Source organism: Devosia sp. 1635, assembly GCF_013185955.1.
Classification (GTDB): domain Bacteria; phylum Pseudomonadota; class Alphaproteobacteria; order Rhizobiales; family Devosiaceae; genus Devosia.
The window spans coordinates 620,035-645,558 of the sequence record NZ_JABAOM010000001.1 but is presented as its reverse complement, the minus strand read 5'-3'; the positions used below and the strand labels follow the sequence as shown (position 1 = coordinate 645,558).

Sequence of the window (25,524 nt, the reverse complement as noted above, 5' to 3'; positions counted from 1 at the left end):
GGACGCAACTGCCGCAAAGCCGTAGAAATCGCGCCAATTCGTCGCCTTATACGTGGAGACCGGGTGTCTTGGCCTTTTCTGCTTTGCTCCAGCGCACCCTGGCCCGGGTGACGCATGACCGCTCCATCGGCTTTGGGCTTGAACATATCGGTTTGACCACACTGCGCTATCCGCTGGCGGTGGCGCTTGCCGTGCTGGCGATTACGGCCCTGGCGTTCAGCCAAATTCCGCGCGCCAATGTGGATGGGGACCTGCTGCGGGTGTTTGCCGATTCGGGCGAGCATTACGACGCCTATCAGCGGCTGTCGGAGAATTTCGGCACCTTTGAAAACGACATCTATGTGCTGGTGACCTCGCCTCGCCTGACCGATCCGGAAGTGCTCGAGCGGGTGCGCGAGTTGGCCTTCGACATGGAGCTGAGCGAATACGCAGTGGGCACGATGTCGCCCTTTACGCTGCGCAAGCCTGATGGCGGCGGTGGCTCGGTGCCGGCGGTGCCTGAAGGGATGACTGAACCGGCGGAGGTTGCGGCGGCGCTGAGCGAGCTGCAGCAGAACGACCCGATGATGCGCAACCTGATCACACCCGATTTGTCGGGCGTGGTGCTGATCATGTTCCCCAACCGCGATGCGGTGCAGGAAAACGGGGAAAAGGCGATGATCGCCTCCCTGCGCGAAACCATCGCCCTTTACCAGGACGCAGACATCCAGGTGGAGCTGACCGGCCCCCCGGTCTGGACCACCGAAATGCTGAACGCGGCGGTTAGCGACCAGCTCAAGTTCACCGTCTGGGGCTTTGGGCTGGGATCGCTGATCGCGCTCCTCGCGTTGCGCTCGCTGCCGGGAGCCATTCTCGTCACCGCCACGCCGTTTGTGGCAGTGATGTGGACGATGGGAATCATCCTGCTGTTTTTCGGCTCGTTCTCGTTCCTCACCATCCTGGTGACGACGCTGGTGCTGGTGATCTCGTTCGCCGAATCCATGTTCTTCGTTTTCAACTGGCTAGCCTTTTGGCGCGACGACGGGATGGAGCCCAACAAGGCGGTGGATGCCACGGTCAAGCTGGTGGGGCCGGCCGCGGCGTTGACCATGCTGACGACACTGGTGAGCTTTGCGTCGTTGTCGCTGACCCCAGGCCAGGGCGTGCGCGAGTTTTCCATCGCGGGGGCGATCGGCTCGTTCCTGCTGTTTGTGTGCCTGATGACCTTCATGCCGCTGATGCTCAAGCTCTCGCTGCGGCTCGGTTTCAAGGCACCCAAGCGATCGAGCCTCGTGCTGACGGCTCCCCTGCCCCTGAGCTGGTTTCTGGCGCGGCGCTATGGGCGACTCGTTTCAATCGTCGCCATCGCGGTCACGCTCGTCCTGTTCGTCCCCTACTTCCTGATCAAGCCGCATTTTGCCTTCGAGGATTTCACCGCGCGCGAATCCAGCGCGATCACGGCGGCGCAGCAGATCGACCAGGGCGTGGGCGGGGTGGCGCCGCTTTATGTGCGGGTGCCGCTGCAGCAGAACGATCCCAATGTTGCGCCCGAGGATTTCGAGACCATCCGGCGCGTGCACGAGATCATGGAAGCCCACCTAGGGGAGAACAAGGTCATCTCCGCCGCCAGCCTGACCAATTACACCGAAGCGGGCTTTACACGCGAAGAGGTGTTTGAGGCGGTGGGTCCGTTCATGAAGCGGCGCTTCATCAATGACGACGGCTCCCAGGCGCTGGTGACCGGGTTTATGCCGACGATCCTTGATTCGGATTCCCTCAAGGACCTCGTCACCGATGTGACGGCGGAACTGAGGGCGGCGGGGATCGAGGGCGCTGAAATCGGCGGGTTCCGGGTGATGACGACCTTTGCCACCGACCAGATCGTGAGCGGGCTGCAGCTCGACCTGACGCTGTCGGTGCTGGTCAATCTGGGGCTGATCGGCTTTGCCTTCCAGAGCTTCCGGGTGGCGCTGGCTTCGGCCATTCCCAACCTCTTTCCCGTACTGGGAACGGAGGCCTGGCTGTATTTCTCGGGCGCCGGGCTGCAACTGACCACGGTGATTGCGCTGACCATCGCCTTTGGCATCGCGGTGGACGACACCGTGCATTTCCTGTCGCATTATCTGCATGCGCGACGAGAGGAAGGCATGGAGCACCTGGCGGCGGTCAAGCACACGCTGGACCGGATCGGCGGCGCGATCGTCGCGACGACGATCATCCTCTGCGCCGGGGTGGTGATCGTGACCTTTTCGGAGCTGCCGCAGGTAGCGCTGTTCGGCAAGCTGTTCGTATCGACGCTGGCCTTTGCCGTGATCGGGGATCTGTTCATCCTGCCGGCCTTGCTGGCCGCGGGCGGCAAGTTCTTTCACCCGCTGGGCAAGATCAAGGTGCGCATGGCCGATCATGAATCGACGCCCGATGATCCGAGCGGAGAAGCGGCTTCGCGCGGCGCGGCGCCGTCCTCGATCGTTTCGTAGCTGGCTCGCTGGCGTGGGATCTGGGTTGTTCACATTGTCGCGAATTTTGCCGCGCGGCAGCAGGGTTTTGCTAAGCTCGGGCGCTGTGGCCGGGGGGCAGTTTTCCATTCGGAGGGTTAGGATGAACTATTTCGGGCCTGTGGCGCGTGCCCTGGCATTCGCGGGTCTTGCCTTGTCTGGCGTTGTTGGTGCGGCGCCGGCCTTTGCTGCGCCGGCCGATGTGGCCCTGCTCCAATCCTATATCGGGGATTGGCGCGGCCGCGGCACGCTGACCGGGGATCGCTCGGAAACCGTGGTGTGCCGGCTCAAGGTCAGCACGGGCAATAGCGACAAGGTCAATTATAGCGGGCGCTGCACGCTGGCCGGCAAGGTGCTCTCGATCAATGGCACGCTCGCCTATGTGGACGCGCAGCGGCGGTTCGAGGCGGCGATGACCTCCAACGCCGCTTTTTCGGGCATTGCCGTGGGGCAAAAGCGCGGCAAGGGACTGCTGTTCAACCTGCGCGAACGCGACCAGGACGAAGAAGGCAAGGAATACGATATCTCGGCCGATATTGCGCTCGACCAGGACGAGATCACGGTGGGCTTCAACGTGGTTTATGTTGAAACTGGCGAAAGCATCCGCGCCAATGTGCCGTTCAGCAAATAGTCTTTGAGCCCAAAGGATGACTGCAAGGGGCGGCCGGGTGGTCGCCCTTTTCGTATGTGCTCCGGCGTCATTGGGCGGTGTAGCCACCATCCAGCGCGTAAACCCCGCCAGTGGCAAAGGCGCTGCGCGGGGACAGCAGGAAGAGGATGAACTCGGCGACTTCCTCGGGCTCGGCCAGCCGCCCCATCGGGTGGCTTTGGCGGAACAGGGTCAGCGCATCTTCGCCGGCGGCGAGCACTTTGGGCGTGGCCACATAGCCGGGTGCGAGGGCGTTGACGCGAATGCCGGTGTTGGCGAGCTCCAGAGCAGCGCTGCGAGTAAGACCCACGACGCCGTGCTTGGCTGCAGTATAGGCAGCCATGCCGGGAATGCCGACCACGCCATTAGCCGAGGACATGTTGACAATGGCCCCAGTGCCAGCCGCCGCAAGCGCCGGGACCTGGTATTTGAGGCAATGGAACATGCCGGTGAGATCGGTGGCGATGACTTCGGCCCAAACCGCCGGATCGTAATCGGCAATGGGGGTTGGCGCGGGTCCGGTGATGCCGACACAGTTGACGCAAAGCTCGAGGCGGCCGAACGCCGCTACGGCCTGCGCCACCATGCGCTCGACGGCAGCGGGGTCCCGCACGTCGCAGGGCGCGGCAACGATGCCCGGCAGTTCGCGCTGCAGGCGCTGCGCCTGTTCGAGCGTGTGCACGCCACCAAACACCCGCGCTCCCGCCCGGTGCAGGGCGCGAGCCGTCGCTTCCCCGATGCCCGAGCCGGCCCCGGTGACCAGGGCGGTTTTATCCGCAAATTCACTCATCTCCGTGCCTCCTGGTTGATTGCTGCTGGCGGTTTAAGGGCCGCGCGGGACAAGTCTTGTCAGGAGGGCGCGAATTGGCGCCGCCAGCGTGCGCGCGCGGCCAAGTGGTGGCAGATTGGTGACCGGCTGAGAGGAGGATGCGGATGACGGTGCCAAACGAATACCGGCGGGCTTCGGCTGAGTTCGATGCGTTGCTGGCGGCAATTGCCGAGCAAGCGGGTCTGACGACGCGGCATCAGGCCTATACTATGCTGCAGGGGGTGTTGCTGGCGTTCCGGCGACGGTTGACGCTCGAGGAAGGGATCGTGTTCGTGCAGATCCTGCCGCCAATGCTGCGGGCCTTGTTTGTGATGGACTGGGACCCGCAAGCGGAACCGGTGGCGGTGCTGGACCGCGCGGCATGGCGCCGGGAGGTACGGGAGTTGCGGCCCAACCACAATATCTCGCCCCCGAGCGCCATCGAGGATGTGGCGACGGTGCTGTGGCGCAGCATGGATCAATCGAGCTTTGCCGAGTGCCTCGACAAGTTGCCCCCATTCGCCCGGGAGTTCTGGGCGCCGGCCGGCAGCCGAGACCTCAGTTCTGCATCTGGATCTGCTGGCCCTTGATCAGCGGATAGGCGGCAAGCGCGGAGCCGTCGAGGTCCTCCTTGCGCATGTCGACCCCGGTGACCTGGCTGTTCTCGTAGGTCGTGTAGTAATAGATGCCCTTGTCGGTGTTGCAGCACGACGAGTAGATGGTGATCTCGTATTTGCCGTTGCCGACGTCCACGCAGCCGCGCTGCTGGGCCACCGACTCCAAGATCTTGAAGAACTGGCTGATCGATTCCGACTCGGAGTCCCCGGAAATCGCGTTCAGCTTGGTGAAGGCGGCCTTGACGAAGCGGGAGGACGAGGACAGATCGCCGGGCAATCCGATCGCGCCCATGCCGCGGCTGTAGACGTCGAAGCTGAGCTGGTCCGAGAAATGCGGCTCGGGCGGATTGCGCGACAGGTGCATGAAGTTGTTGAGGTTGAAGGACTGGATGTCAAAGGTCGGGTTATTGGTGAGCACGCCGATAGGGTTGTCGTAGACCTTCAAGCCGTCGCGCACCGACTCCACAGTGATGGACTTGTTGCGGTCCGAGATGATCCAGTGCAGCGGCGAGAGCGGGAAGGCCTCGCTGAACGAAATGTCCACGAGGTTGAACGCGCGCAGCTCGGCCTTGACCTGGTCCACCGTTTCGAACTTGCCCAGGATCCAGGGGATGAACTCGAAGGGCGTGATATTGGTCTGGCCGGGGGCTTCGGGCTTGTAATCGGCATTACCGGGGAAATTGAGCCCCGCCATGCTGAGCCCCTTCTCGTTGGTCGCGTCGTAGTACAGCGGATAGCCATCCGAGATGGTCGCCATGCCGATGATGGCGTGGTGCGTGTCGAGCCTGGGCATTCTGCGGAACTCGAAGGGGAAGTTGCGCGGCGTAACTGTGACGGTCTCGTTATAGGAGAACTCCAGATCGAGATTGCGGCCGAAATAATGGTCTTTGGTGGTGTAGTTGGCGCCGGTGCACATCTGCCGATCTCCCGTTCTGCCGACCGCGACGGGCCTGCAGGGCCTGTAAATAGATCAATGGCTTACTGGTGTTTCTCAAACTCGGCCTGGAATGCCGTGCGGGCATTGTGCAGGCCATCGACGAATTGCTGCCAGGAAGCGTCGGTCGCGGCGCCCAGCCGGTCGAGTTGTTCGCGACTTTCCTGCAGCCGGGCTTCCAGCGCTGCCTTGCGCGCGTCGAGCCCGGTCTTGGCGCCTGCAGCCGCATTGGCGACCGAGTGGTCGAGGTCCTCGATTTCCTGCCTGAAGGCGGCTTCCTGCGCCTCGGCCCGCGCGATGAATACGGCGCGGCGAAGTTCGTGATCAGCCTTGGCGGCGTCATAATAGGCGGCCAGATCGGTCTCGAAGTCGTCCCAATGGGTGGCGAGCGCGCTGCCCAGCCGCTCGGTTTCCTCGCGGGTCCTGGCGTCCGTGGTGGCCAGCGCCTCCTCGAGGGAGCGCTGATACTCCTCCCGCACGGCGCGCAGCTTGTCGAGTTCCGCTTCGGCCTTGGTGCGCGCGTCGCCCGCGAGTTGTTCGGTGTTTTGCTCCAGAACGGTGATGGCGGCATCCATCTCCTGCAAATGGGCTTGCGCCCAGCGGATGGCGCGGCGCGCTCCACCAGGCTCCTCAGGCGCGGCTTGCGTGGTGGCGGGGGTGGCATTGTCCTGCCCCACCACCAGCGGGGACAGGGTTAGCGAGCCCGCAAGGACGGTCACGAGCAGAGCTGCAGATGCCTTGGACGTCAACATGGTGGTTCCTTCCGGTCAGGGCTCTTGCGTGCAAACGGAGATCGGCAGCTCGGTGCCACCGCGCCAAAGTCTGGGCGACTCTTGGATGGTGCGGGCATGCACGCCTCATTTCACCGTGAAACTAGCCCGTCGCGGGTGCCGCAAATTGAGCAAAGTCAATAAAGGGGCTTTTTCCCGGGGCCGGGGCCGCCGCTGTCGCTTCATGCCTTTGAAGCCGGAAAGGCTTTACGGCAAAAAAAAAGGGCCGCCGAAGCGACCCACTTTCCTGGTTTTTATGGAGGCGTCGGGCCTCAGAACGGGATGTCGTCGTCCATGCCGCCGGACTCAAAGGCCGGGGCGCTCGGGGATGGACGGCGGCCGCCGCCACCGCCCCCATTGTCGGACTGGCGGGCGCCGCGGAAGCCGCCGGGCTCGCCGCCCCCTGCCCCTTCACCCTCGCCGCGGCCGTCGAGCAGCGTAAGGTTAGAGTTGAAGCCCTGCAGCACAATCTCGGTGGAGTATTTGTCCTGGCCGCTTTGGTCCTGCCATTTGCGGGTTTGAAGCTGGCCTTCGATGTAAACCTTGGAGCCCTTTTTGAGGTAACTTTCGGCTACACGCGCCAGACCTTCCGAAAAGATCACCACCCGGTGCCATTCGGTCTTTTCGCGCCGCTCGCCGGTGTTCTTGTCTTTCCAGTTTTCCGAGGTGGCGATGGACAGATTGACCACCTTGCCGCCGCTGGGAAGATTGCGCACTTCGGGGTCGTTGCCCAGATTGCCTACCAGAATGACCTTGTTGACGCTGCCTGCCATGACATGCTCCGTTTCGCTTTGCTTGGCCTGCGGCCCGCTTGGGTTCTACTTAACGCCCAAAACCGCGGCCGCTCAGCCTTTTTTGGCGTTTTGAACCGGTTTGTGCCGGCTGCGCCTGACCGCTGGACCCCAGTAGATGGGGATTGCCCTTTAACTTCGTTCATCTTATGTTCTCAGTGCGGGGCGAGTCAAGGATGGCGGAAGGGGCCGCCCGAGAGGTACGCGATGGGGATGCTACTGACACGCTGTGTCAGCAGACCTGCGGGATGGAGTGGCTCCAAAGTGGTGAGCGCTTGACCCCGGGGCTTTGTTGGGCGCGTTGACAGCGGGTGCAAGGCCGCCATGCCGGCCCTTTGCCTTGCCTGCCCGGTGGCGCGCCCCTATTTGTGAGTTCCCGCCGACCGTCCGGCCGTTATATGCCGACACCTGTCTGGCGCAGCCTTTATGAACATGGATCGTGATGCCCAATCCCAGCCTTAATCGTGAAATCGTGGTGCGCGGCGCGCGCGAACACAATCTCAAGGGCATCGATGTCCGGCTGCCGCGCGACAGCCTGATCGTGATGACGGGCCTGTCCGGCTCTGGCAAATCGTCGCTGGCCTTTGACACCATCTATGCCGAAGGGCAGCGGCGCTATGTAGAGTCGCTGTCCGCTTATGCGCGGCAGTTTCTCGAAATGATGCAAAAGCCCGATGTGGAGCATATCGAGGGGCTGTCCCCCGCAATTTCCATCGAACAGAAAACCACCTCGCGCAATCCGCGCTCGACGGTGGGCACGGTCACGGAAATCTACGATTACCTGCGCCTGCTGTTTGCTCGCGTAGGCATTCCTTATTCGCCCGCCACGGGGCTGCCGATCGAGTCCCAGACCGTGTCGCAAATGGTGGACCGGGTGCTGGAGCTGCCCGAGGGCACGCGGCTTTATCTGCTGGCGCCGATTGCGCGTGGGCGCAAGGGCGAGTTCAAGAAGGAACTGGCGGAGCTGGGGCGCAAGGGCTTCCAGCGCGTCAAGATCGACGGCGAATATTTCGAGCTCGAGGATGCCCCTACCCTCGACAAGAAGTTCAAGCACGATATCGAGGCGGTGATCGACCGGGTGGTCGTGGGCCCCGACCTCAGCGGGCGCTTGGCGGAAAGCTTTGAAACGGCGCTCAAGCTCGCCGACGGCATCGCGTTGGTGGAACTGGCCGACGAAACCGACGAGAACGGCAAGCCGCGCCAGATCACCTTTTCGGAAAAGTTTGCCTGCCCGGTTTCCGGTTTCACCATTGCCGAGATCGAGCCGCGGCTGTTTTCGTTCAACAACCCGTTCGGCGCCTGCCCGGTTTGCGACGGGCTGGGGACCGAGCAGAAGATCGATCCGGGCCAGGTCGTGCCCGATTCAAGCCTCAGCCTGCGCGACGGGGCGGTGCTGCCCTGGGCCAAGACCTCGGCGCCCTATTACCTGCAAACGCTGAGCGCGGTGGTCAAGCATTTCGGCGCCTCGACCGGGACCGCCTGGGCCGACCTGCCCGACGAGGTGCGGCAGGCGGTGCTCTATGGCACCGGACGTACGGCAATCGAGTTCGTTTATGACGACGGCTTGCGGCAATACAAGACCACCAAGCCCTTTGAAGGGGTGATCGGCAACCTCGAGCGACGCTACAAGGAAACCGAAAGCGCGGGGATGCGCGAGGAGATCGAAAAATACATGTCGCAGGCGCCATGCGTGGCCTGCAACGGGTATCGGCTCAAGCCCGAAACGCTGGCGGTCAAGATTGCGGGGCTCCATATCGGGCAGGTCACCGAAATGTCGATCCGCGCCTCGGACGAGTGGTTTGCCGGGCTGATGGCGCAGCTGACGCCGAGCCAGAAGCAGATCGGCGAGCGCATTCTCAAGGAAATCCGGGACCGGCTGACCTTCCTGATCGATGTGGGGCTCGATTACCTCAGCATGTCGCGCAATTCGGGGACGCTGTCGGGCGGGGAATCGCAGCGCATTCGCCTCGCGAGCCAGATCGGCTCGGGGCTGACGGGCGTGCTGTATGTGCTCGACGAGCCCTCGATCGGGCTGCACCAGCGCGACAATGCGCGCCTGCTCGATACGCTGCGGCGGCTGCGCGACCTCGGCAATACCGTGATCGTGGTGGAGCATGACGAGGATGCAATCCTGACGGCCGACTATGTGGTCGATATCGGGCCGGGTGCCGGGGTGCATGGCGGCCATATCGTGGCCGAAGGCACGCCCGACCAGATCCTGGCGCATGAGGACAGCCTCACCGGCAAATATCTGTCGGGCCGCATGGGCATTGCCATTCCGGCCGAGCGCCGCGAGGGCAAGACCGGCAAGTATCTGTCGGTGCGCGGCGCCACGGGCAACAACCTCAAGGATGTGGATGTGGATGTGCCGCTCGGCATGTTCGTGGCCATTACCGGGGTGTCGGGCGGCGGCAAGTCGACCCTGATGATCGACACCATGTATACCGCTATCGCGCGGCGCCTCAACGGGGCACGGGTGATGCCGGCGCCGCACAAATCCCTAACCGGGCTCGAGCATCTCGACAAGGTCATCGACATCGACCAGTCCCCCATCGGGCGCACGCCGCGCTCCAATCCGGCGACCTATACCGGCGCGTTCACGCCGTTACGCGAATGGTTTGCCGGCCTGCCGGAAGCCAAGACGCGCGGCTATGGGCCGGGGCGGTTCTCGTTCAACGTCAAGGGCGGGCGCTGCGAGAAGTGCGAGGGCGACGGGGTGCTCAAGATCGAGATGCACTTCCTGCCCGATGTTTATGTCACTTGCGATGTGTGCAAGGGCAAGCGCTACAACCGCGAAACGCTTGAGGTGCAGTTCAAGGGCAAGTCCATTTCGGATGTGCTCGACATGACCATCGACGAGGCGGTGGAGTTCTTTTCCGCGGTGCCGACAATCCGCGACAAGTTCACGACGCTGCAGCGGGTGGGGCTGGGCTATGTGAAGGTCGGGCAACCGGCAACGACGCTGTCAGGGGGCGAGGCGCAGCGCGTCAAGCTCTCCAAGGAGCTGTCCAAGCGGGCAACCGGGCGAACGCTGTATATGCTGGACGAGCCGACGACGGGGCTGCATTTCCATGATGTCGCCAAGCTGCTCGATGTGCTGCATGAGCTGGTGGATACCGGCAATACGGTGGTGGTCATCGAGCACAATCTCGAAGTTATCAAGACGGCCGACTGGGTGATCGACTTAGGCCCCGAAGGGGGCGATGGCGGCGGCGAGATCGTGGCGCAAGGCACGCCCGAAGAGGTGGCGGCGAGCCCGCCTTCGCATACCGGTACATTCCTCAAGCAGGTGATGGAGCGGCGGCCGGCCACGGCGCGGCGGGCGGCGGAGTAGCCAGCTATGCGGGGGGCGCATGTCGCGCCTGCCCGATGAGCAGTGGAAGGTGGCAGCGAAGCTCGGCATGCTTGGGTTTGTCGCGATTTGGAACAGGAGCACGGGCCATGTTCGTGCGTGCCGTCTGGTGCATCAAGCGCCCCGTCGAGATCAAGCAGGACCGCCGGGAAATCAACCTCCCCTGCCGGCGAGAGCCTGATCCGCTGGGGCTTTGCGGGCCGGAGTTCAACAAAATGACGCGCGGGCTGTTCGACCGCTGAACACGCCAAGCGCAGAAATAAGCACCGGCCGTGGGATCTCCATCCCGCGGCCTTATTTCTGACCGGAGCTTTAACCGGAAATGAACGGCGGTGGTTAAAGCCGCGCTTGGCGTGCATGGCTCGTTTGACCAATCACCCACTGCAAGTGTCGTGCGCAATGGCCTAGATATATCGGCGTAGACGCAAGGAGAAATCGAATGGACATCCGCAAGACTTTCAAGAAGTGGGCCGCTTACCAGCAGACCGTCCGTGAGCTTACCGCTCTCGACAATCGTCAGCTGAACGATCTGGGTATTTCGCGTACCGATATCACCCGTGTTGCCCGCGATCATGCCAGCACGCTTTAAGCATTACTGCCCAAGCCTCAGGTTTGACATAGACCGAACACCCGCTTCTCTGTGAGATGCGGGTGTATTGCTGTTCAGGCGAGCCTGCTCGCTTGACAATCAGCTGCAAAGATTCGCCCAGCAATAGGGCAAAGCAGGATTGCCGTTCACCGCGATGAACGCCTTCTGAACAAGTGCTCAAGCGCATTTGAGCAGACGGCAGCCCGGCTGCGAGACGCGGCAGTTGCGCTGACGCAGCGGCCTTGTTATGGGCGCTCATGTCCTCATCAGAACCTATCCATATCATTGGCGGCGGTCTGGCCGGCTCCGAAGCTGCCTGGCAGGCGGCACAGGCCGGCGCGCGCGTCATCGTCCACGAAATGCGCCCGGTGCGCCCCACCGATGCCCACCAGACCGAGAGCCTGGCGGAGCTCGTGTGTTCCAACAGCTTCCGCTCGGACGACCATGAGCAGAATGCCGTGGGGCTGTTGCATGAAGAGATGCGGCGCTGCGGCTCGCTGATCATGCAGGCGGCCGACCAGCACAAGCTGCCGGCCGGCGGTGCGCTGGCGGTGGACCGGCACGGCTTTTCGGCCGAGGTGACCAAGGCGATCGAGAGCCACCCCAATATTTCCATCGAGCGCGAGGAAGTCGCCGGCTTGCCGCCAGCGGACTGGCGCAATGTGATCGTGGCGACCGGCCCCCTCACCTCCCCGGCGCTGGCGGAAGCGGTGCTGGAGTTGACGGGTGAGGATGCGCTGGCGTTTTTCGACGCCATTGCGCCCATCGTGCACTACGACAGCATCAACCAGGACATTGTCTGGGCGCAGTCGCGCTATGACAAGGCGGGCCCGGGCGGCACCGGGGCGGACTACCTTAACTGCCCGATGGACCAGGAGCAGTATAACCGGTTCGTCGATGCGCTGATCGAAGCGCCGCTGCATGAGTTCAAGGACTGGGAGAAGGTGCCCTATTTCGATGGCTGCCTGCCCATCGAAGTGATGGCCGAGCGGGGGCGCGAAACGCTGCGGCATGGGCCGATGAAGCCGGTCGGTTTGACCAATCCGCGCAACCCCACGGTCAAGCCCTATGCGATCGTGCAGCTGCGGCAGGACAATGCGCTGGGCACGCTGTGGAACATGGTCGGGTTCCAGACCAAGATGCGCTATGGCATCCAGGCCGAGATCTTCCGCATGATCCCGGGGCTCGAGAACGCGCAGTTCGCGCGTCTCGGCGGCCTGCACCGCAACACTTTCCTTAATTCCCCCAAGGTGCTGGGCGCCGATCTCAAGCTCAAGGCTGATCCGCGGCTGCGCTTTGCCGGCCAGGTGACGGGCGTTGAAGGCTATGTGGAAAGCGCCGCGATCGGGCTGGTGGCCGGCCGCATGGCGGCGGCCGAAGCGCGTGGCGACACCCTGCCCCCGCCCCCGATCACCACGGCACTGGGCGCGCTGCTCGGCCATATCACGGGCGGGCACCTTGAAGCCGAGGGCTATAGCGGGGCGCGCAGCTTCCAGCCGATGAACGTCAATTTCGGGCTGTTCCCGGAAGTGACGGTGACCAAGCCCGAGGGCGCGGGGCGCTGGCGCGGCAATGACAAGGTGATCGCCAAGCGGCGCATGATCACGGCGCGGGCGCTGGACGATCTCAAGAGCTGGGCATGACGGGCGGCGCGCTCGAAGCTTATCTGCATGAGCATATCCCGCTGTCGCGGGGAATGGGCGTGCAGGTGGTCTCGAGCAGCGCCGAAGCCGTGACTTTGGGCGCGCCACTCGCGCCCAATATCAATCACCGCGATACGGTGTTTGGCGGCAGCGCTTCGGCGCTGGCGACGCTTGCGGCCTGGTCGCTGGTGCATGTGAGGGTGACTGCGCAGGGGTTGCCGAGCCGGCTGGTGATCCAGCGTAACAGCATGGAATATTTGCGCCCCATTGCCGGAGAGTTCACGGCAACGGCAACGCTGGATGGCGACTGGGCGGCGTTTACCCGCATGCTGGCGCGCAAGGGAGTGGCGCGGATCGCGGTGCGCTCACAGCTGGATTATGCCGGTGAGATGGTCGGGGCTTCCGCGGCGAGTTTGTGGCGTTTGGCGGGGAGCGGGAGTAGCCGCGCGTCGTGCTTAGGCACCGCCATCTCGGGATGGGCCGCGGCTCAAGGCCGGGGTGACAGCTAGTGGGTGGGGCGGCCTCGGAAGTCCGCCCGGCCGCAGGGGCGCTTAGCGGTTGCGGAATGTCCACCAGGAGAGGCGGGCGATTTTCTGCCAGTCGGGCAAGTCAGGGAGAATGGCGAAGAGGCCCTCCCCCGAGCTGTTGATGCGCTCGAGCTGGGCGCGCAGCGTGGTGAGCGGGGCGAAGGCGGGGCGCAGATTGCCGGGCAACGCGGCGATGGCGGCCTCGGCCTTGGCGAGGTGGTCGGCGGCGAGTTCGGCGATCTGGCCAAGGGCGGCGGCGAGGCCTTCGCTTTCGGTGCCGGTGAAGATCTCGCTTTCGCGCACACCGTTGGCGGCAAATATGGTCCAGGGCAGCATGATGCGCCCTTGCCGGGCGAGGACGCCAAAGGCGCGGCGGTGGCCGATCAGGGCGTGGGCGACGCCGAGATGGCCGGCGGCATCGCCAGGCTCGACCAGTTGGCCGTTGTTGAGGATCATCGCCGCGAGCTGATAGAGCGTGGAAGCGGTTTCGCCGGCATAACCCTCGAAGCTTTCGAGGTCCGGCATCGGATCGTCGTAGAGATCGAAGCGCCGCGCGCCGAGGAGGCGCTGCAGGGTGCCGGCGGGGATGGCGTAGCGCTCCACGGTTTGGAGCAGCGCATCGGCAACGGGGTTTTGCCGGAGCTCGCCATGACCCTCGCCGCCCAGGGCGTCGTTCCACCATTGCAGACGAATTTCGCCGGGCGCGGGATTGGAGACGCGCTCACGAATGGCGGCGACTTCGGCGCTGAAGGCATAAAGCGCGGTGACGGGGTCGCGGTGCTCGCCCAGCACCAGGGTCGAGAGATAGCGGTCGCGATCGAGTTCGCGCAGGCTCGTGGCGGCATGCCTGAAGCTTTGATTGCTGCCAGTCGCCTGGGCCTGTGCCATCACCGGACCCGGTCGACGGCCAGCAGCGCGGCGCCAACGGCGCGTTGCTCGGCGAGGAGCACATTATAGGTGCGCACCGCGCCCCCGGTGGCGATGGCCTCCACGATGATGCCACGCTCGCGCAGGGCTTCGCGGATGCCGCGGGGCAGCCCGAAAATGTCAAAGCCCAACCCGATCAGCAGAACATCGATGGCGTCGGCCGCGGCAAAAACCGGAGCGAGGCTTTCGAGCGTGATGTCACCGGGCTCGGTGACGTCCCAGGCGTGCATGCCCGTGGGCAGGCAGAGGAGCGAGCCGCGATGGGACAGGTCGGCAAAGCGGAAGCCGCCCTTGCCATAGGCATCAATGCCGACCTGCTGCGGGTAAAAGCCGCTGCCGCGCCCTTCCTCCGACATGGCCTCAGACAGCCGGCTCGTCGACGGGCTTCTTTTCGGCCAGATCGGTGCGCTCAGCCCGGGACTTGAGGCCGAAATTGATCAGGATTGGGCCGGCAACGATGATCGAAGAATACATGCCCACCAGCGAACCGAAGGTCATGGCGATGGTGAAGGAGCGGATCACTTCGCCGCCAAACAGCACCAGTGGAATGAGCGCCAGGAACACGGTGAACTGGGTGAGCGAGGTGCGCACGATGGTCTGGTTGATCGACAGATCAATCAGTTCAGGCATGGGCATGCTCTTGTACTTGCGCATGTTCTCGCGGACCCGGTCCGAGATCACCACGGTTTCGTTGAGCGACAGACCCACCAGGGTCAACACCGCCGCGATGGAGGTCAGATTGAACTCCAATCCGGTAATGGAGAACAGACCGATGGTCATGATGATGTCGTGCGTGGTGGTCGTGACCGCGGCCATGGCGAACTGCCATTCGAAGCGGAACCAGAGATAGAACAGGATGGCCACGAGCGCGATGATCACGGCGATCGTGCCCTTCCAGGCCAATTCGCTCGAGACGGTGCCGCTCACCGCTTCGGTGCGGCGCACTTCGTAGTTCTCGGTGGCGAGGGCGTCGACGACCTTCTGAACGGCGACCTGATCGGCATCCTGGCCGCCTTCCTGGGCCTGGACGCGCACCAGCACGTCCTCGGGCGTGCCAAAGCCCTGCACCTGCACTTCGCCGAGGCCCAGGCCCTCAAGCAGCTCGCGCACCTGCCCAACATCGGCGGGGCCGCCGACATGCTGGATTTCGATCGCGGTGCCGCCCACGAAGTCGATGCCGAGATTGAAGCCCTTGAAATAGGCCGAGCCCAGCGACAGCACCGAAGCGACCAGCGAGAAGGCGATCACATAGCGCGAGATCTTCATGAACGGGATCTTGGTGCCGTCCGGAATGAAGCGGAAGTGCTGGATCTTGAGGGTCTTGGGGCGACGCCAGTTGTACCACAGCCGCACGAAGTACAGCGTGACCGTGTAGGAGGTAAAGAGCGAGGTCACGATGCCGAGCGCGAGGGTAACCGCAAAGCCCTGCACGGGACCCGAGCCGAGGAAATAGAGCACCACGGCGGCAACGAGCTGGGTCAGGTGCGAGTCAACGATGGTGCCCCAGGCGCGCTCGAAGCCGGCATTGATGGCCTGCAGCGGGGTTTTACCCGCTTTCATTTCTTCGCGCATGCGCTCGTAGATAAGCACGTTGGCGTCCACGGCCATGCCGATGGTCAGCACGATGCCGGCGATGCCGGGCAGCGTCAGCGTGGCGCCGAGCATGGACAGGGCACCAAAGATCAGGACGATGTTGAGGATCAGCGAGATGTTGGCGAATACCCCGAACAGCCCATAGGCGATCACCATGAAAGTGATGACGAGGACGGCGGCGACAATACCGGCGGTCAGGCCCGAGCGGATGGAGTCGGCGCCAAGGCTGGCGTCAACGGTGCGCTCTTCGACCACATCGAGCGAGGCGGGCAAGGCGCCGGCGCGCAGCAGCACGGCAAGATCGCTGGCGCTCTGGGTGGTGAAGCTGCCCGAAATCTGGCCGGTGCCGCCGGTGATCGGCTGCTGGATCACGGGCGCGGTGATGACCTGCTCATCGAGCACGATGGCAAAGCGCTGGCCGACATTGGCCGAAGTGATCTGGCCAAAGGTCAGGGCGCCATTGGTATCGAAGCGGAAGGAAACGACCGGAATGCCGCGCTGCTGGTCGTAGCTGGGCTGGGCATCAACGAGCGACTCGCCGCCAAGGGCCACGTCTTCAAAGATCAGCTCGGCGCCGCCATCCTGGCTGGGCAGGATCATGGTGCCGGCGGGCAGGCCCTGGGCTTCCGCCTGGGCAGCAGTCAGGCCGGGATAGACCATGTGGAAGGTCAGGCGCGCGGTCTGGGATATGAGGTTCTTGAGGCGCTCGCTATCGCCGAAGCCGGGAACCTGGACAAGAACGCGATTGGTGCCCTGGCGCTGGATGGAGGGCTCGGTGGTGCCAAGCTCGTCGATGCGGTTGCGAATGACTTCGATGGACTGGGACACGAGCGAAGAGGTGCGCTCGGCGATGCCTTCGCGGGTTAGCGAAACGGTGAGCTTGCCGTCGGGGCTTTCGCCAAAGGCGAGTTCGTTGACGCCGCCGGCCGCGAACATGGAATTGCTGACGGTGTTCTGCAGGCCCTGGAGGGCGTTGCGCGCCGCTTCGAGCTGGCTGGGGTCGGTCAGCTCGATGACGAGGCTGTTGTTGGCGGCATCGGTGGTGATGAGATTGCCGATGCCGTTCTGATTGGCCAGGACGTTGCGCACATCACGGCGCAGGCTTTGCAGCCGTTCGGACACGATGCCTTGTTCGTTGACCTGGAGCAGCAGGTGCGAGCCGCCCTGCAGATCGAGCCCCAGCACCACGGTCTGCTTCGGCAGCCAGCCGGGCCAGTTCTCCCTCACATTGTCCGGCAAGAAGCTCGGCACGGCAAAGAGAATGCCCATCAGGGCAACAATGACGATGATAGCGGTACGAACGGGCGAGAACTGCATCAGGTGTCCTAGAGACGAAAAAACCGGGGCAGAGCCCCGGCATGATCCTGCTTAGACGACAGGCTTGTTGTCGTTGACGGGCTCGGCTTTGGTGCGAACATCGGCAACCATGCCGCGCACCAGCTTGACCTTGACGCCCTGGGCGATCTCGACTTCGAGGTCTTCGCCGTCAACGGCCTTGGTGACCTTGCCGATGATGCCGCCAGTGGTCACAACGGTATCGCCACGACGGATCGCCGAGAGCATTTCGCGCTGCGCCTTGAGGCGCTTCTGCTGGGGGCGGAAGATCAGCAGCCAGAAAATCACCACGAGCAGCAGAATGGGCATCATCTGGATGATGATGTCCTGAATTCCACCACCGGCGACGGGGGCGCCTGCCGCCTGGGCAAAAGCGGGCGTAACAAACATCGGCGAGCTCCTTTAGGTTTTCTTTTTTGGCTTTGCTGGAGAACGGGCGCCTAGCCGATTGGCATGTAGGGCGCGACTGGACGCAAATCTAGGCTGCAGCACTTGCGCCCGGATCAAAATCGCGCGGAGTATACCCGCGGCCCCCTTCCATTGCAAAGGCAATCCGGGAGTCACACATTGCCGCGGCAACAACAAAGGAAGCCCCGTTGACCAGCCAAGACTATCTCGCCGAGATCGCCCAGTCCCTCGCCCGGATCGCCCAAGCCTTACAGCCAAAGGATGCAGGCGTCGACCAGGCGGCGGTGTTGGCGAGCGCTTCGGCATTCCACTGGGACGGTGCTGCCGGGCAGTTGATGCCGGTGCCGCGGGTAAGCCGGGTGCCGCTGGCCATGCTCAAGGGAATCGATGCGGTGCAGGATATCCTGTTGCGCAATACCGAGCAGTTTGCGCGCGGGCATGGGGCCAATAATGCGCTGCTCTGGGGCGCGCGGGGCATGGGCAAGAGCTCGCTGGTCAAGGCCATTCACGCCGACATTGTCGAGCGAACCGATGGGGGCTTCCTGCGGGTGGTGCTGATCGAGATTGCGCGCGAGGATTTGGAATCGTTGCCGGTGCTGATGCGGCGGATCGCTAATGCCGAGGGGCGGTTCATCGTCTTTTGCGATGACCTCAGCTTTGACAGCGGGGAAACCTCCTACAAGTCGCTCAAGACCATTCTGGATGGCGGGCTTGAGGGGCGGCCGGACAATGTGCTGTTCTATGCCACCTCGAACCGGCGGCACCTGATGCCACGCGACATGATCGAGAACGAGCGCGCCACCGCGATCACGCCGGGAGAAGCGGTGGAAGAGAAGGTGTCGCTGTCGGATCGATTCGGACTGTGGCTGGGGTTCCACAATTGCGACCAGCCCACGTTCCTCCTCATGGTCAAAACCTATGCCGAGCATTACGGGCTCGACATCGACGAGGAAACGTTGCGGGCGCGGGCGATCGAATGGTCGGCGACGCGCGGGGCGCGGTCAGGCCGCGTGGCGATCCAGCTGGTGCGGACGCTGGCTGGAGAAATGGGCAAGGCGGTATAAACCGCCCTGCCCTTCAAGCAGTCTCCGAAGATGTCAGGCGATGCCTAGCTGGCGAGCAGCGGCATCGGATCGACCGGGGTTGCGCCCTTGCGCAGCTCGAAGTGGAGCTGGGGCTTGGACACCGAGCCCGACATGCCGGCGGCACCGATGGTGTCGCCGCGATTGACCACGGCACCCTTGGCAACGCTCATCGACTTGAGGTGCGCATAGGCCGAGACATAGCCATTGGGGTGGCGGATCAGGATCAGATTGCCATAACCCTCGACGCCCGAGCCGACATAAATGACGGTGCCATTTTCGGCGGCGGCGACAGCGCTGCCTTCGGAGGCCTCGATATTGATGCCCGTGCCCTTGGACGAGGCAAAATCGGTGAGGACGCGACCGGTGACGGGCCAGCGGAACTTGTCATTGCCCGACATGGCCGGCTCGGCGGCGGGCGCCGGAGCCGTGGCCGTCTTGGTGGGCGCTGCCGGTGCCGCCGCGGGCTGGCTCGGAGCGGCGGGTGCCGCAGCCGTTGGAGTCGGCGTCGTGGGCAGAGTGGCGATGGTGGTGGCGATGGTGGTGGCGGCAGGCGCGGCAGTCGGTGCAGCGCTGGCCAGCTGGGTCACCGGAGCGGCTGGCTTGGCCAGATCCGAGCGGCCCGGAATGATCACGGCCTGGCCCACAACGATCTTGTCGGGCGAGGACAGTCCATTGGCCTGCACCAGGGCCTGGGTGGTCACGTCATAGCGACGGGCGATGGTGTAGAGCGACTCGCCGCTGGCAATGGTGTGGGTGTAGGCGCCATTGGCACTGGCGGCGGGAGCCGTTGGGGCCGGAGTGGCAGCCATCTGAGGCCGCTGGGCTGCAAGGTTGGACGGCGGAGCGCCCATGGCAACGGCGGGAGGAAGGGGAGCGACGGGGGCAAGGCTGGTCTGGGCTTGCATGGCGGGTTGTGTTCCCATTGAAGACTGTGAACTCAGTACTGGAAGGTCTTGGGACTGCACGGACGGCATCGAGCCCGTCGGCGCAACCGGCGCCATTGCGGTCATCGGTTGTGGGTAGCCTGAGGGAGGCGAATTCCAGCCGCCGCCACCGCCGCTAACATTAGCGGGGGGCACGAACGAGCCTTCGGCAACCCGGGTGGACGCGCCCAAGCTCGATGGCATGGGCTGGTTGAGCGAAGCCGGCGAGGACTGGCCCACAGAACTGGTGACCGTCGAGTCACCAAAGCTGCGACTACCCAGGCTCGAACAGCCAGAAAGCGCAACCGCACCGACCACAAGGCCTCCGATCGCGACGGCATTCTTTAAGGCCCGGCGGGATACGCGTGTACTCATTATTCTCATCCGTACGCGGCTACTCAACACGAGTTTGAATCTAGGCCGGTAAGGTAAAGACGAGTTTAAAGCCGTCGCGATTTGCATAAAATCCGCACGGGTTTTGTGTTCGGTAAGGTTAAGGCGCGGAAAGGCCGCTCAGCCTTGGGCCAGCGTCAGCGTTCCGGCGATGCGCAACAATTCGGCGGTGTCGGTTTGCTGCAGGCCCAGTGGGGTTACGGTGACCGCATGGCCTTGGCGCAGCTGCTCGAAATCGGCGGCTGGATCCAAGGGCATGGGGGTTTCGGGAATGGCGACGAAGAACTTGCCGGGATTGTCGCTGGCGTAATAGCGGAAGGGCGAGCGCGAAAAGCGCTGATGGCGCACCACGGCGAGGCCGCTGACCGCATCGGGGGCGCAGGTGGGAAAGTTGACGTTGTAATAGATATCGCGCGGCGGGGACGCAGCGAGAATTGCCCGGGCGGCAGCGGCGCCATAGCGGCGGGCATTGGACCAATCGATGGCGTGGCCCTGCTCGTAATTGATGGCCTGGCTCATGGCGATGCCGACTGCCCCCTGCAGCGCGCCTTCGCGCGCCCCGCCGGCGGTGCCCGAACAATTGATGATGTCCCCCAGGTTCTGGCCGGCATTGACGCCGGAAAGAACGAGGTCGGCGGGGTGATCGCCCAGGAGGTGGGTCATGCCGGCCACGACACAATCGGCAGGCGAGCCACCGACCACGGCAAAGCGGCGGGGCCCGCGCTCGTCGATGCTGAGTTCGCGCCCGAGCGTGAAGCGGTGCCCTGCCCCGCTCTGGTTGCCGTCGGGCGCGACGATCCAGACATCGTCGCTCAGTTCGCGGGCGATGGCGGTCATCACTTCGATGCCCGGCGCATCCACACCGTCGTCATTGGTGATGAGGATGCGCAAGGCCATTATGAGCGTCCGATCGTGGTGAGGCCGCCCATATAGGGCTGGAGCACAGCGGGAATGGCAATGGTGCCATCTTCCTGCTGATAGTTTTCCATGACGGCAATAAGACAGCGGCCCACGGCCGTGCCCGACCCATTGAGGGTATGAACGAAGCGCGGCGCCTGCTTTTCGCCGGCGGGACGATAACGGGCATCCATGCGGCGGGCCTGGAAATCACCGCAGACCGAAACCGAGGAGATTTCGCGATAGGTGTTCTGGCCGGGCAACCAGACTTCAAGGTCATAGGTGCGCTTGGCGCCAAAGCCGATATCGCCGGTGCACAGGTTCATGACGCGGTAATGCAGGCCGAGGCGCTGCAACACGGTTTCGGCACAGCCCAGCATGCGCTCGTGCTCGTCGACCGAGGTTTCGGGCGTGGTGATCGAAACGAGTTCGACCTTGTTGAACTGGTGCTGGCGCAGCATGCCACGGGTGTCGCGACCCGCCGAGCCCGCTTCGGAGCGGAAGCACGGGGTGAGCGCGGTGAAGCGCAGGGGCAGTTCTTCCTCGCTGAGGATCGCTTCGCGCACGAGATTGGTGAGCGGCACTTCGGCGGTGGGGATGAGGGCCAGGCGGCTGTCGCCATGCGGGGTGAAGAACAGGTCTTCCTCGAATTTGGGCAGCTGGTTGGTGCCAAACAGCGCCTCGTCCTTGACCAGCAAGGGCGGCTGCACTTCGAGGTAGCCATGCTCGGTGGTGTGCAGATCGAGCATGAACTGACCGAGGGCGCGTTCCAGGCGGGCGAGCTGGCCCTTGAGGACAACAAAGCGGCTGCCCGAGAGCTTGGCGGCGGTTTCAAAGTCCATAGCGCCCATGGCTTCGCCGAGCTCAAAATGCTCCTTGGGGGCAAAGCTCAGGCTCGGCTTTGGCGCACGCACCTGCGCAGCGGTTTCGGCGGTGCCGTTGCGGCCGAAATATTCGACATTGCCGGTTTCGTCGGTCCCATCGGGCACATCCTCGAAGACGAGGTTGGGCAGCACCGACAGTGCGTTGCGAAGCTCAAGCTCAACGGCGCGCTCTTCGGCTTCGCCCTGAGGGATGAACTCCTTGAGGCCGGCGACCTCGGCCATCAGCGCGGCGGCCTTGGCTTCGTCCTTTTGTGCCTTGGCCTGGCCGATCTGCTTGGACAGGGTGTTGCGCTTTTCCTGCGCGTCATTGAGGCGGGTGATGATGTCGCGGCGGCGATCATCAATGGCCAAGAGATCGGCCGCGCGCACAGGCACGCCCTTGCGGCGCGACATGCCGGCATCAAAGGCTTCGGGATTGGCGCGGATCCATTTGATATCGAACATGGCTAGAGGGGTTGCACCCCACCTCTTCAAGGGTTTTCGGGACGCGGAGGCCAGCCGCCAGCAGATGCGGCAGGCAGGCCCCAAGCGGGTCGGTCAGTTGCCGGCGATCAGGACGACAGTCCGCTTGCCCGAGCCGCTTCGGCCGCAGCGCGGCGCCGCTCGATCATGCGCACTGACATGATCGAAAGCTCGTAGAGCAGGTACATGGGCACGGCAAGACCGATCTGGGAAATCGGATCTGGCGGGGTGATGAAGGCAGCAAAGATCAGGATGCCGACAATGGCGTAGCGGCGGCCCTTCTTGAGCATGTCGACATGGACCAGATCGATCTGAGCCAGGAGCGTCAACACCACGGGCAACTGGAAGCAAACGCCGAAAGCCAGGATCAGCGTCATGGCTAGCCCAAGATATTCCGACACGCTGGTGAGCATGCGGATCTCATCGGTCTGCATGCCGGCAAAGAAGTGCAGCGCCATGGGCAGCACAACGAAATACACCATGCAGGCGCCCAGAATGAAGAAGATGGGCGTGGCAATGAGATAAGGGATAAAGGCGCGGCGCTCATGCTTGTAGAGGCCGGGCGCCACGAACATGTAGATCTGGCTGGCGATAAACGGGAAGCCCAGGAAAATGGCACCGAACAGCGCGAGGTTCAGCTGGGTGAAGAAGAATTCCTGGGGCGCGGTATAGATCAGCTCCAGATCGCCGGGATCGGAATAGATCGAGCGATAGGGCCCAAGCAGAACGTCGAAGATGTTGCCGGCAAACACGAAGCACAGCATCATCAGGGCGACCACGGCGATCGCCGAATAGATCAGGCGCTTGCGCAGCTCGACCAGATGCTCGAGCAGCGGGGCTTCGCTGCCCGCCAGCTCGTCTTCAGGCTCGGGTGTCGTGCCTTCGATCTTGAGCTTCTCGTCGGCCATCAGCTGTTCTCAAGCGGCGTTGGAGCTGCCGGGCTATCGGCAGGCTCGCCGGGAAGCGCGGGCACTTGTTCGGTTTCGCTCGGTTTCTTGGAGCGCTTGCGCGGCTGGCGGGGCGTAGGGGCCGCCGGCGAATCGGCAGGCTCGGTGGGCAGAGCATCGGGCACTTCGCCCTCAGATGCCGACTTCTTGGTGCGCGGCTTGCGCGTCTTGGGCGTGGCCGGAGCATTGAGGGGCGCGAGTTCGGTGGTGGTGACCGGCGCGGTAGGGGCTGGGGTGGCTTGCACGGGCGCCTCAACAATCTGAGCGGGAGGGAGCGGAGCGGGCGCCGAAGCAGTCGCCTCGGCGGCGGGCGTTTGGATGCCAGCGGCAGCGCGTATCTCGTCGACCACGCTTTCGGCCGCCGGATCGGCAGGCTTGATGATCCCGCTGGGCTTTGGCCCGGTCGGGGTCATGGCGTTGAACTCACGCCGGATTTCTTCGCTGGTCTTTTTAAGCGGCGCGGTGATGGAGTTGCGCAAATTCCGCACCTCGTCGAGCCCCGTCGTCTTGTTGATCTCGCGCTGGAACTCGTTGCCCATGCGACGGATCTGGCCGACGATCTTGCCGACGCGCTGCATCACTACGGGCAGGTCCTTGGGGCCAATGACGATCAACGCCACGACCCCGATGACCAGCATCTCTGTCCAGCCCAAGCCGAGCATATAAGTATCCTTGCCTACGAACGCGTCGTCTAAACGGACCCGATACCGGGACCTTAGAGCTCGCGGGTCTTTTCGGCTTCGCGGGCTTCGATATCAGCGGTGGTGGTGACCCGGTTGACCGGCTTGTCATCGTCGTCGCGCATGCCTTTCTGGAAGGCTTTGATGCCGCTGGCGACTTCACCCATCATGCCGGAAATCTTGCCACGGCCAAACAACAGGATGACCACAACGGCCACAACGAGGATGCCCCAAATTCCTGGCGCGTGCATATCAATCTCCCTTGAACTACGTCCATCGCGATAGCCTGACAGATATAGCGAGAAATAGGTTTAATCGCGGGCAAACACAAGAACGTGTTGCTGATTGCACACCCCGCAACGCCGCAGGCGACTATTGCTCAGCAGAATCGAGGTCTTGCAGCGGATCTTCATCCTCGTGCAACGGGCCATCAAAGGGCAGGCGCAGCGAAGTTGGCGGGCGCGAAACCAGCAGCCCTGCCCCCTTGAGGTCTTCGATGCCAGGTAGATCGGCGAGGCTTTCCAGCCCGAAATGGTCGAGAAAGGCTGGTGTGGTGCCATAGGTCACGGGGCGACCGGGAACCCGGCGGCGGCCGCGCAGGCGAATCCAGCCGGTTTCGAGCAGGATGTCCATGGTGCCCTTGCCAACGGCGACGCCGCGGATTTTCTCGATCTCGGCGCGGGTGGCGGGCTGGTGATAGGCAATGATCGCAAGGGTTTCGAGCGCGGCGCGCGACAGGGTGCGGCTCTCCTCCTGCACGGCGCGGAGCAGGAAGGACAGATCGGGCGCGGTGCGAAAGGCGTAGGCGTCACCGCGGCGGACGAGATTGACGCCGCGGCCGGCATAATGGCGGGCAAGCTGATCGATTGCGGCCTCGACATTGGCGCCTTGGGGCAGATGCGCGCCCAGCTGGGCCGCCGTCAGCGGCTCGGCCGAGGCGAAGAGCAGCGCTTCAAGGATGCGCAGCGCCTGATCGGGAGCGAGGGGATCGTGGTTGGTCAAGCGCCCTCCCCGCTCCGGCGGCGGAGCATCAGCGGGCCAAAGGTTTCCTTTTGGCGCAGCTCGATCTCGCCCTGGCGCACCAGTTCCAAGCTCGAGGCAAAGCTCGAGGCGCGGGCGGTGACCCGCTCGGCGGGATCATCGATATAGGCGGAAAGGCAGGCGTCGAGGCTGACCCAATCGCCGGTTTCTCCCACAAGGATGCGCAGCCGGTCGCGCGCATCCTGGAGCGACCAGACGACGCGGATGCGGGGCGAATAAGCCGGCGGATGGACGCGCTCGCGCTGGGTGGCATAGGCCTTGAGCAGATCAAGCAAGCTCGTGTCCCAGCGGGTGTGGCGGGCGATCTCGACGGGCTCTGGATCGCCGCGGGGATGCACCGCAATGCCGAGGCGCGGCCGATCGCGCAGGCGAGTGGCGGCCTGGCGCATGGCTTCGAGGCGACGCAGCCGCCATTGCAGCCGGGCAGCCATTTCGGCGCCACTGGGCGCCTCGTCGGCGGGCGCGGCGGGCAACATCAAGCGGCTCTTGAGATAGGCGAGCCAAGCGGCCATCACGAGGTAATCGGCGGCGAGTTCGATGCGCTGTTCGCGCTGCTCTTCCACAAAGGCGAGATATTGGTCGGCCAGTTGCAGCACGGAAATGGCCGCAAGGTCGACCTTCTGGCGGCGGGCCAGATCCAGCAGCAGATCGAGGGGACCCTCGTAGCCGTCCAGATCGACATGCAGCACCGGCCCGTGGTCGGGCTTGGGGTCGAGCCAATCGGTGGCGATGCTGCTGGTCATAAAAGGTTCTGCGGGTGGCTGGGCGCGCAAGCTGGCGCCTCAGCCGATCAAG

25 protein-coding genes are annotated in these 25,524 nt (G+C 63.8%); 9 read left to right on the top strand and 16 right to left on the bottom strand.

Annotated features, from left to right (window positions below):
• Positions 1 to 68 precede the first annotated feature (68 nt).
• On the top strand, positions 69 to 2,456 hold the full coding sequence (locus HRU92_RS03210) for an efflux RND transporter permease subunit (RefSeq protein WP_173087566.1): 2,388 nt from the start codon (positions 69 to 71) through the stop codon (positions 2,454 to 2,456).
• Positions 2,457 to 2,577: 121 nt separating this feature from the next.
• Entirely contained in the window at positions 2,578 to 3,105 is a 528-nt protein-coding gene (locus HRU92_RS03205; protein ID WP_127752636.1) for a hypothetical protein, read from the top strand.
• A gap of 67 nt (positions 3,106 to 3,172) precedes the next feature.
• Here the strand turns inward: HRU92_RS03205 and HRU92_RS03200 are convergent, their stop codons facing one another.
• On the bottom strand, positions 3,173 to 3,913 hold the full coding sequence (locus tag HRU92_RS03200; RefSeq protein WP_172122976.1) for an SDR family NAD(P)-dependent oxidoreductase: 741 nt from the start codon (positions 3,911 to 3,913) through the stop codon (positions 3,173 to 3,175).
• A gap of 143 nt (positions 3,914 to 4,056) precedes the next feature.
• Here HRU92_RS03200 and HRU92_RS03195 point away from each other — a divergent pair, with 143 nt between their 5' ends.
• Positions 4,057 to 4,521 carry a DUF2267 domain-containing protein gene (locus HRU92_RS03195; protein WP_172122975.1) on the top strand — a complete coding sequence of 155 codons (465 nt, stop codon included), beginning with the start codon at positions 4,057 to 4,059 and terminating at the stop codon, positions 4,519 to 4,521.
• Here HRU92_RS03195 and bsh read toward each other — a convergent pair.
• The 3 genes from bsh to ssb all read right to left on the bottom strand — a co-directional run bounded on the left by bsh (position 4,490) and on the right by ssb (position 7,025).
• Positions 4,490 to 5,464 carry a choloylglycine hydrolase gene (gene bsh, locus HRU92_RS03190; protein WP_172122974.1) on the bottom strand — a complete coding sequence of 325 codons (975 nt, stop codon included), beginning with the start codon at positions 5,462 to 5,464 and terminating at the stop codon, positions 4,490 to 4,492. The genes HRU92_RS03195 and bsh overlap by 32 nt on opposite strands.
• A gap of 62 nt (positions 5,465 to 5,526) precedes the next feature.
• Complete coding sequence (locus HRU92_RS03185) at positions 5,527 to 6,234, bottom strand: hypothetical protein (protein WP_172122973.1); 708 nt, start codon at positions 6,232 to 6,234, stop codon at positions 5,527 to 5,529.
• Positions 6,235 to 6,524: 290 nt separating this feature from the next.
• Positions 6,525 to 7,025: a single-stranded DNA-binding protein gene (gene ssb / locus HRU92_RS03180; protein WP_172122972.1), complete on the bottom strand. Its 501-nt coding sequence runs from the start codon at positions 7,023 to 7,025 to the stop codon at positions 6,525 to 6,527.
• Positions 7,026 to 7,485: 460 nt separating this feature from the next.
• Between ssb and uvrA the strand changes: the two genes are divergently transcribed.
• The 5 genes from uvrA to HRU92_RS03155 all read left to right on the top strand — a co-directional run bounded on the left by uvrA (position 7,486) and on the right by HRU92_RS03155 (position 13,136).
• Positions 7,486 to 10,377 carry an excinuclease ABC subunit UvrA gene (gene uvrA, locus HRU92_RS03175; protein ID WP_173087564.1) on the top strand — a complete coding sequence of 964 codons (2,892 nt, stop codon included), beginning with the start codon at positions 7,486 to 7,488 and terminating at the stop codon, positions 10,375 to 10,377.
• Between the two features lie 107 nt (positions 10,378 to 10,484).
• Positions 10,485 to 10,637 (top strand): hypothetical protein, encoded by a 153-nt coding sequence (locus HRU92_RS03170; RefSeq protein WP_164854773.1) that lies wholly within the window; start codon positions 10,485 to 10,487, stop codon positions 10,635 to 10,637.
• A 197-nt stretch (positions 10,638 to 10,834) separates the two neighbouring features.
• Positions 10,835 to 10,984, top strand: a complete 150-nt coding sequence (locus HRU92_RS03165; RefSeq protein WP_127752621.1) for a DUF1127 domain-containing protein — start codon at positions 10,835 to 10,837, stop codon at positions 10,982 to 10,984.
• A 257-nt stretch (positions 10,985 to 11,241) separates the two neighbouring features.
• On the top strand, positions 11,242 to 12,627 hold the full coding sequence (trmFO, locus tag HRU92_RS03160; protein WP_172122970.1) for a methylenetetrahydrofolate--tRNA-(uracil(54)-C(5))-methyltransferase (FADH(2)-oxidizing) TrmFO: 1,386 nt from the start codon (positions 11,242 to 11,244) through the stop codon (positions 12,625 to 12,627).
• On the top strand, positions 12,624 to 13,136 hold the full coding sequence (locus HRU92_RS03155; RefSeq protein WP_210259484.1) for a YiiD C-terminal domain-containing protein: 513 nt from the start codon (positions 12,624 to 12,626) through the stop codon (positions 13,134 to 13,136). The genes trmFO and HRU92_RS03155 overlap by 4 nt, the downstream gene beginning before the upstream one ends.
• A 42-nt stretch (positions 13,137 to 13,178) precedes the next feature.
• On the opposite strand, the gene HRU92_RS03150 is transcribed toward HRU92_RS03155, so the two are convergent.
• Genes HRU92_RS03150 through yajC form a run of 4 tightly spaced genes read right to left on the bottom strand, consistent with a single transcriptional unit; the run spans position 13,179 to position 17,399 of the window.
• Positions 13,179 to 14,042, bottom strand: a complete 864-nt coding sequence (locus HRU92_RS03150) for a phytoene/squalene synthase family protein (protein ID WP_172122968.1) — start codon at positions 14,040 to 14,042, stop codon at positions 13,179 to 13,181.
• On the bottom strand, positions 14,042 to 14,437 hold the full coding sequence (locus HRU92_RS03145; protein WP_172122967.1) for an MTH938/NDUFAF3 family protein: 396 nt from the start codon (positions 14,435 to 14,437) through the stop codon (positions 14,042 to 14,044). The genes HRU92_RS03150 and HRU92_RS03145 overlap by 1 nt, the downstream gene beginning before the upstream one ends.
• A 4-nt stretch (positions 14,438 to 14,441) precedes the next feature.
• Positions 14,442 to 16,991, bottom strand: a complete 2,550-nt coding sequence (gene secD / locus HRU92_RS03140) for a protein translocase subunit SecD (RefSeq protein WP_172122966.1) — start codon at positions 16,989 to 16,991, stop codon at positions 14,442 to 14,444.
• 51 nt (positions 16,992 to 17,042) lie between these two features.
• Positions 17,043 to 17,399, bottom strand: coding sequence for a preprotein translocase subunit YajC (yajC, locus tag HRU92_RS03135; protein ID WP_127752615.1), 357 nt, complete (start codon positions 17,397 to 17,399; stop codon positions 17,043 to 17,045).
• Between the two features lie 206 nt (positions 17,400 to 17,605).
• On the opposite strand from yajC, the gene HRU92_RS03130 reads away from it, so the two are divergent.
• Positions 17,606 to 18,481 (top strand): ATP-binding protein, encoded by an 876-nt coding sequence (locus HRU92_RS03130; protein ID WP_172122965.1) that lies wholly within the window; start codon positions 17,606 to 17,608, stop codon positions 18,479 to 18,481.
• Between the two features lie 44 nt (positions 18,482 to 18,525).
• Here the strand turns inward: HRU92_RS03130 and HRU92_RS03125 are convergent, their stop codons facing one another.
• The 8 genes from HRU92_RS03125 to HRU92_RS03090 form a co-directional block, all read right to left on the bottom strand.
• The gene (locus HRU92_RS03125; protein ID WP_173087562.1) at positions 18,526 to 19,311 is read right to left on the bottom strand and encodes a M23 family metallopeptidase; all 786 of its coding nucleotides are present in this window, start codon (positions 19,309 to 19,311) and stop codon (positions 18,526 to 18,528) included.
• Positions 19,312 to 19,938: 627 nt separating this feature from the next.
• Positions 19,939 to 20,715 (bottom strand): 5'/3'-nucleotidase SurE, encoded by a 777-nt coding sequence (surE, locus tag HRU92_RS03120; protein WP_172122963.1) that lies wholly within the window; start codon positions 20,713 to 20,715, stop codon positions 19,939 to 19,941.
• Positions 20,715 to 22,043 (bottom strand): serine--tRNA ligase, encoded by a 1,329-nt coding sequence (gene serS / locus HRU92_RS03115; protein ID WP_173087560.1) that lies wholly within the window; start codon positions 22,041 to 22,043, stop codon positions 20,715 to 20,717. The genes surE and serS overlap by 1 nt, the downstream gene beginning before the upstream one ends.
• 107 nt (positions 22,044 to 22,150) lie before the next feature.
• Positions 22,151 to 22,969: a twin-arginine translocase subunit TatC gene (gene tatC / locus HRU92_RS03110; protein WP_172122961.1), complete on the bottom strand. Its 819-nt coding sequence runs from the start codon at positions 22,967 to 22,969 to the stop codon at positions 22,151 to 22,153.
• The gene (gene tatB, locus HRU92_RS03105; RefSeq protein ID WP_172122960.1) at positions 22,969 to 23,670 is read right to left on the bottom strand and encodes a Sec-independent protein translocase protein TatB; all 702 of its coding nucleotides are present in this window, start codon (positions 23,668 to 23,670) and stop codon (positions 22,969 to 22,971) included. The genes tatC and tatB overlap by 1 nt, the downstream gene beginning before the upstream one ends.
• Positions 23,671 to 23,723: 53 nt before the next feature.
• Complete coding sequence (tatA, locus tag HRU92_RS03100) at positions 23,724 to 23,939, bottom strand: twin-arginine translocase TatA/TatE family subunit (protein WP_127752608.1); 216 nt, start codon at positions 23,937 to 23,939, stop codon at positions 23,724 to 23,726.
• Positions 23,940 to 24,060: 121 nt separating this feature from the next.
• Positions 24,061 to 24,690, bottom strand: a complete 630-nt coding sequence (gene scpB / locus HRU92_RS03095) for an SMC-Scp complex subunit ScpB (RefSeq protein ID WP_173087558.1) — start codon at positions 24,688 to 24,690, stop codon at positions 24,061 to 24,063.
• A complete protein-coding gene (locus HRU92_RS03090; RefSeq protein WP_173087556.1) occupies positions 24,687 to 25,472 on the bottom strand; it encodes a ScpA family protein in 786 nt (261 codons plus the stop codon). Before HRU92_RS03090 ends, scpB begins: the two co-directional genes overlap by 4 nt.
• Positions 25,473 to 25,524 lie beyond the last annotated feature (52 nt).

Bases quoted from the DNA above. Each gene is read 5' to 3' on its own strand.
- HRU92_RS03125 (WP_173087562.1), bottom strand. From the start codon at position 19,311: ATGGCTGCCACTCCGGCCCCAACGGCTCCCGCCGCCAGTGCCAATGGC.
- surE (WP_172122963.1), bottom strand. From the start codon at position 20,715: ATGGCCTTGCGCATCCTCATCACCAATGACGACGGTGTGGATGCGCCG.
- HRU92_RS03195 (WP_172122975.1), top strand. From the start codon at position 4,057: ATGACGGTGCCAAACGAATACCGGCGGGCTTCGGCTGAGTTCGATGCG.
- uvrA (WP_173087564.1), top strand. From the start codon at position 7,486: ATGCCCAATCCCAGCCTTAATCGTGAAATCGTGGTGCGCGGCGCGCGC.
- trmFO (WP_172122970.1), top strand. From the start codon at position 11,242: ATGTCCTCATCAGAACCTATCCATATCATTGGCGGCGGTCTGGCCGGC.
- HRU92_RS03205 (WP_127752636.1), top strand. From the start codon at position 2,578: ATGAACTATTTCGGGCCTGTGGCGCGTGCCCTGGCATTCGCGGGTCTT.
- ssb (WP_172122972.1), bottom strand. From the start codon at position 7,025: ATGGCAGGCAGCGTCAACAAGGTCATTCTGGTAGGCAATCTGGGCAAC.
- HRU92_RS03155 (WP_210259484.1), top strand. From the start codon at position 12,624: ATGACGGGCGGCGCGCTCGAAGCTTATCTGCATGAGCATATCCCGCTG.
- HRU92_RS03165 (WP_127752621.1), top strand. From the start codon at position 10,835: ATGGACATCCGCAAGACTTTCAAGAAGTGGGCCGCTTACCAGCAGACC.
- secD (WP_172122966.1), bottom strand. From the start codon at position 16,991: ATGCAGTTCTCGCCCGTTCGTACCGCTATCATCGTCATTGTTGCCCTG.
- bsh (WP_172122974.1), bottom strand. From the start codon at position 5,464: ATGTGCACCGGCGCCAACTACACCACCAAAGACCATTATTTCGGCCGC.
- tatA (WP_127752608.1), bottom strand. From the start codon at position 23,939: ATGCACGCGCCAGGAATTTGGGGCATCCTCGTTGTGGCCGTTGTGGTC.
- serS (WP_173087560.1), bottom strand. From the start codon at position 22,043: ATGTTCGATATCAAATGGATCCGCGCCAATCCCGAAGCCTTTGATGCC.
- HRU92_RS03185 (WP_172122973.1), bottom strand. From the start codon at position 6,234: ATGTTGACGTCCAAGGCATCTGCAGCTCTGCTCGTGACCGTCCTTGCG.
- HRU92_RS03090 (WP_173087556.1), bottom strand. From the start codon at position 25,472: ATGACCAGCAGCATCGCCACCGATTGGCTCGACCCCAAGCCCGACCAC.
- HRU92_RS03200 (WP_172122976.1), bottom strand. From the start codon at position 3,913: ATGAGTGAATTTGCGGATAAAACCGCCCTGGTCACCGGGGCCGGCTCG.
- HRU92_RS03170 (WP_164854773.1), top strand. From the start codon at position 10,485: ATGTTCGTGCGTGCCGTCTGGTGCATCAAGCGCCCCGTCGAGATCAAG.
- tatC (WP_172122961.1), bottom strand. From the start codon at position 22,969: ATGGCCGACGAGAAGCTCAAGATCGAAGGCACGACACCCGAGCCTGAA.
- HRU92_RS03150 (WP_172122968.1), bottom strand. From the start codon at position 14,042: ATGGCACAGGCCCAGGCGACTGGCAGCAATCAAAGCTTCAGGCATGCC.
- tatB (WP_172122960.1), bottom strand. From the start codon at position 23,670: ATGCTCGGCTTGGGCTGGACAGAGATGCTGGTCATCGGGGTCGTGGCG.
- yajC (WP_127752615.1), bottom strand. From the start codon at position 17,399: ATGTTTGTTACGCCCGCTTTTGCCCAGGCGGCAGGCGCCCCCGTCGCC.
- HRU92_RS03145 (WP_172122967.1), bottom strand. From the start codon at position 14,437: ATGTCGGAGGAAGGGCGCGGCAGCGGCTTTTACCCGCAGCAGGTCGGC.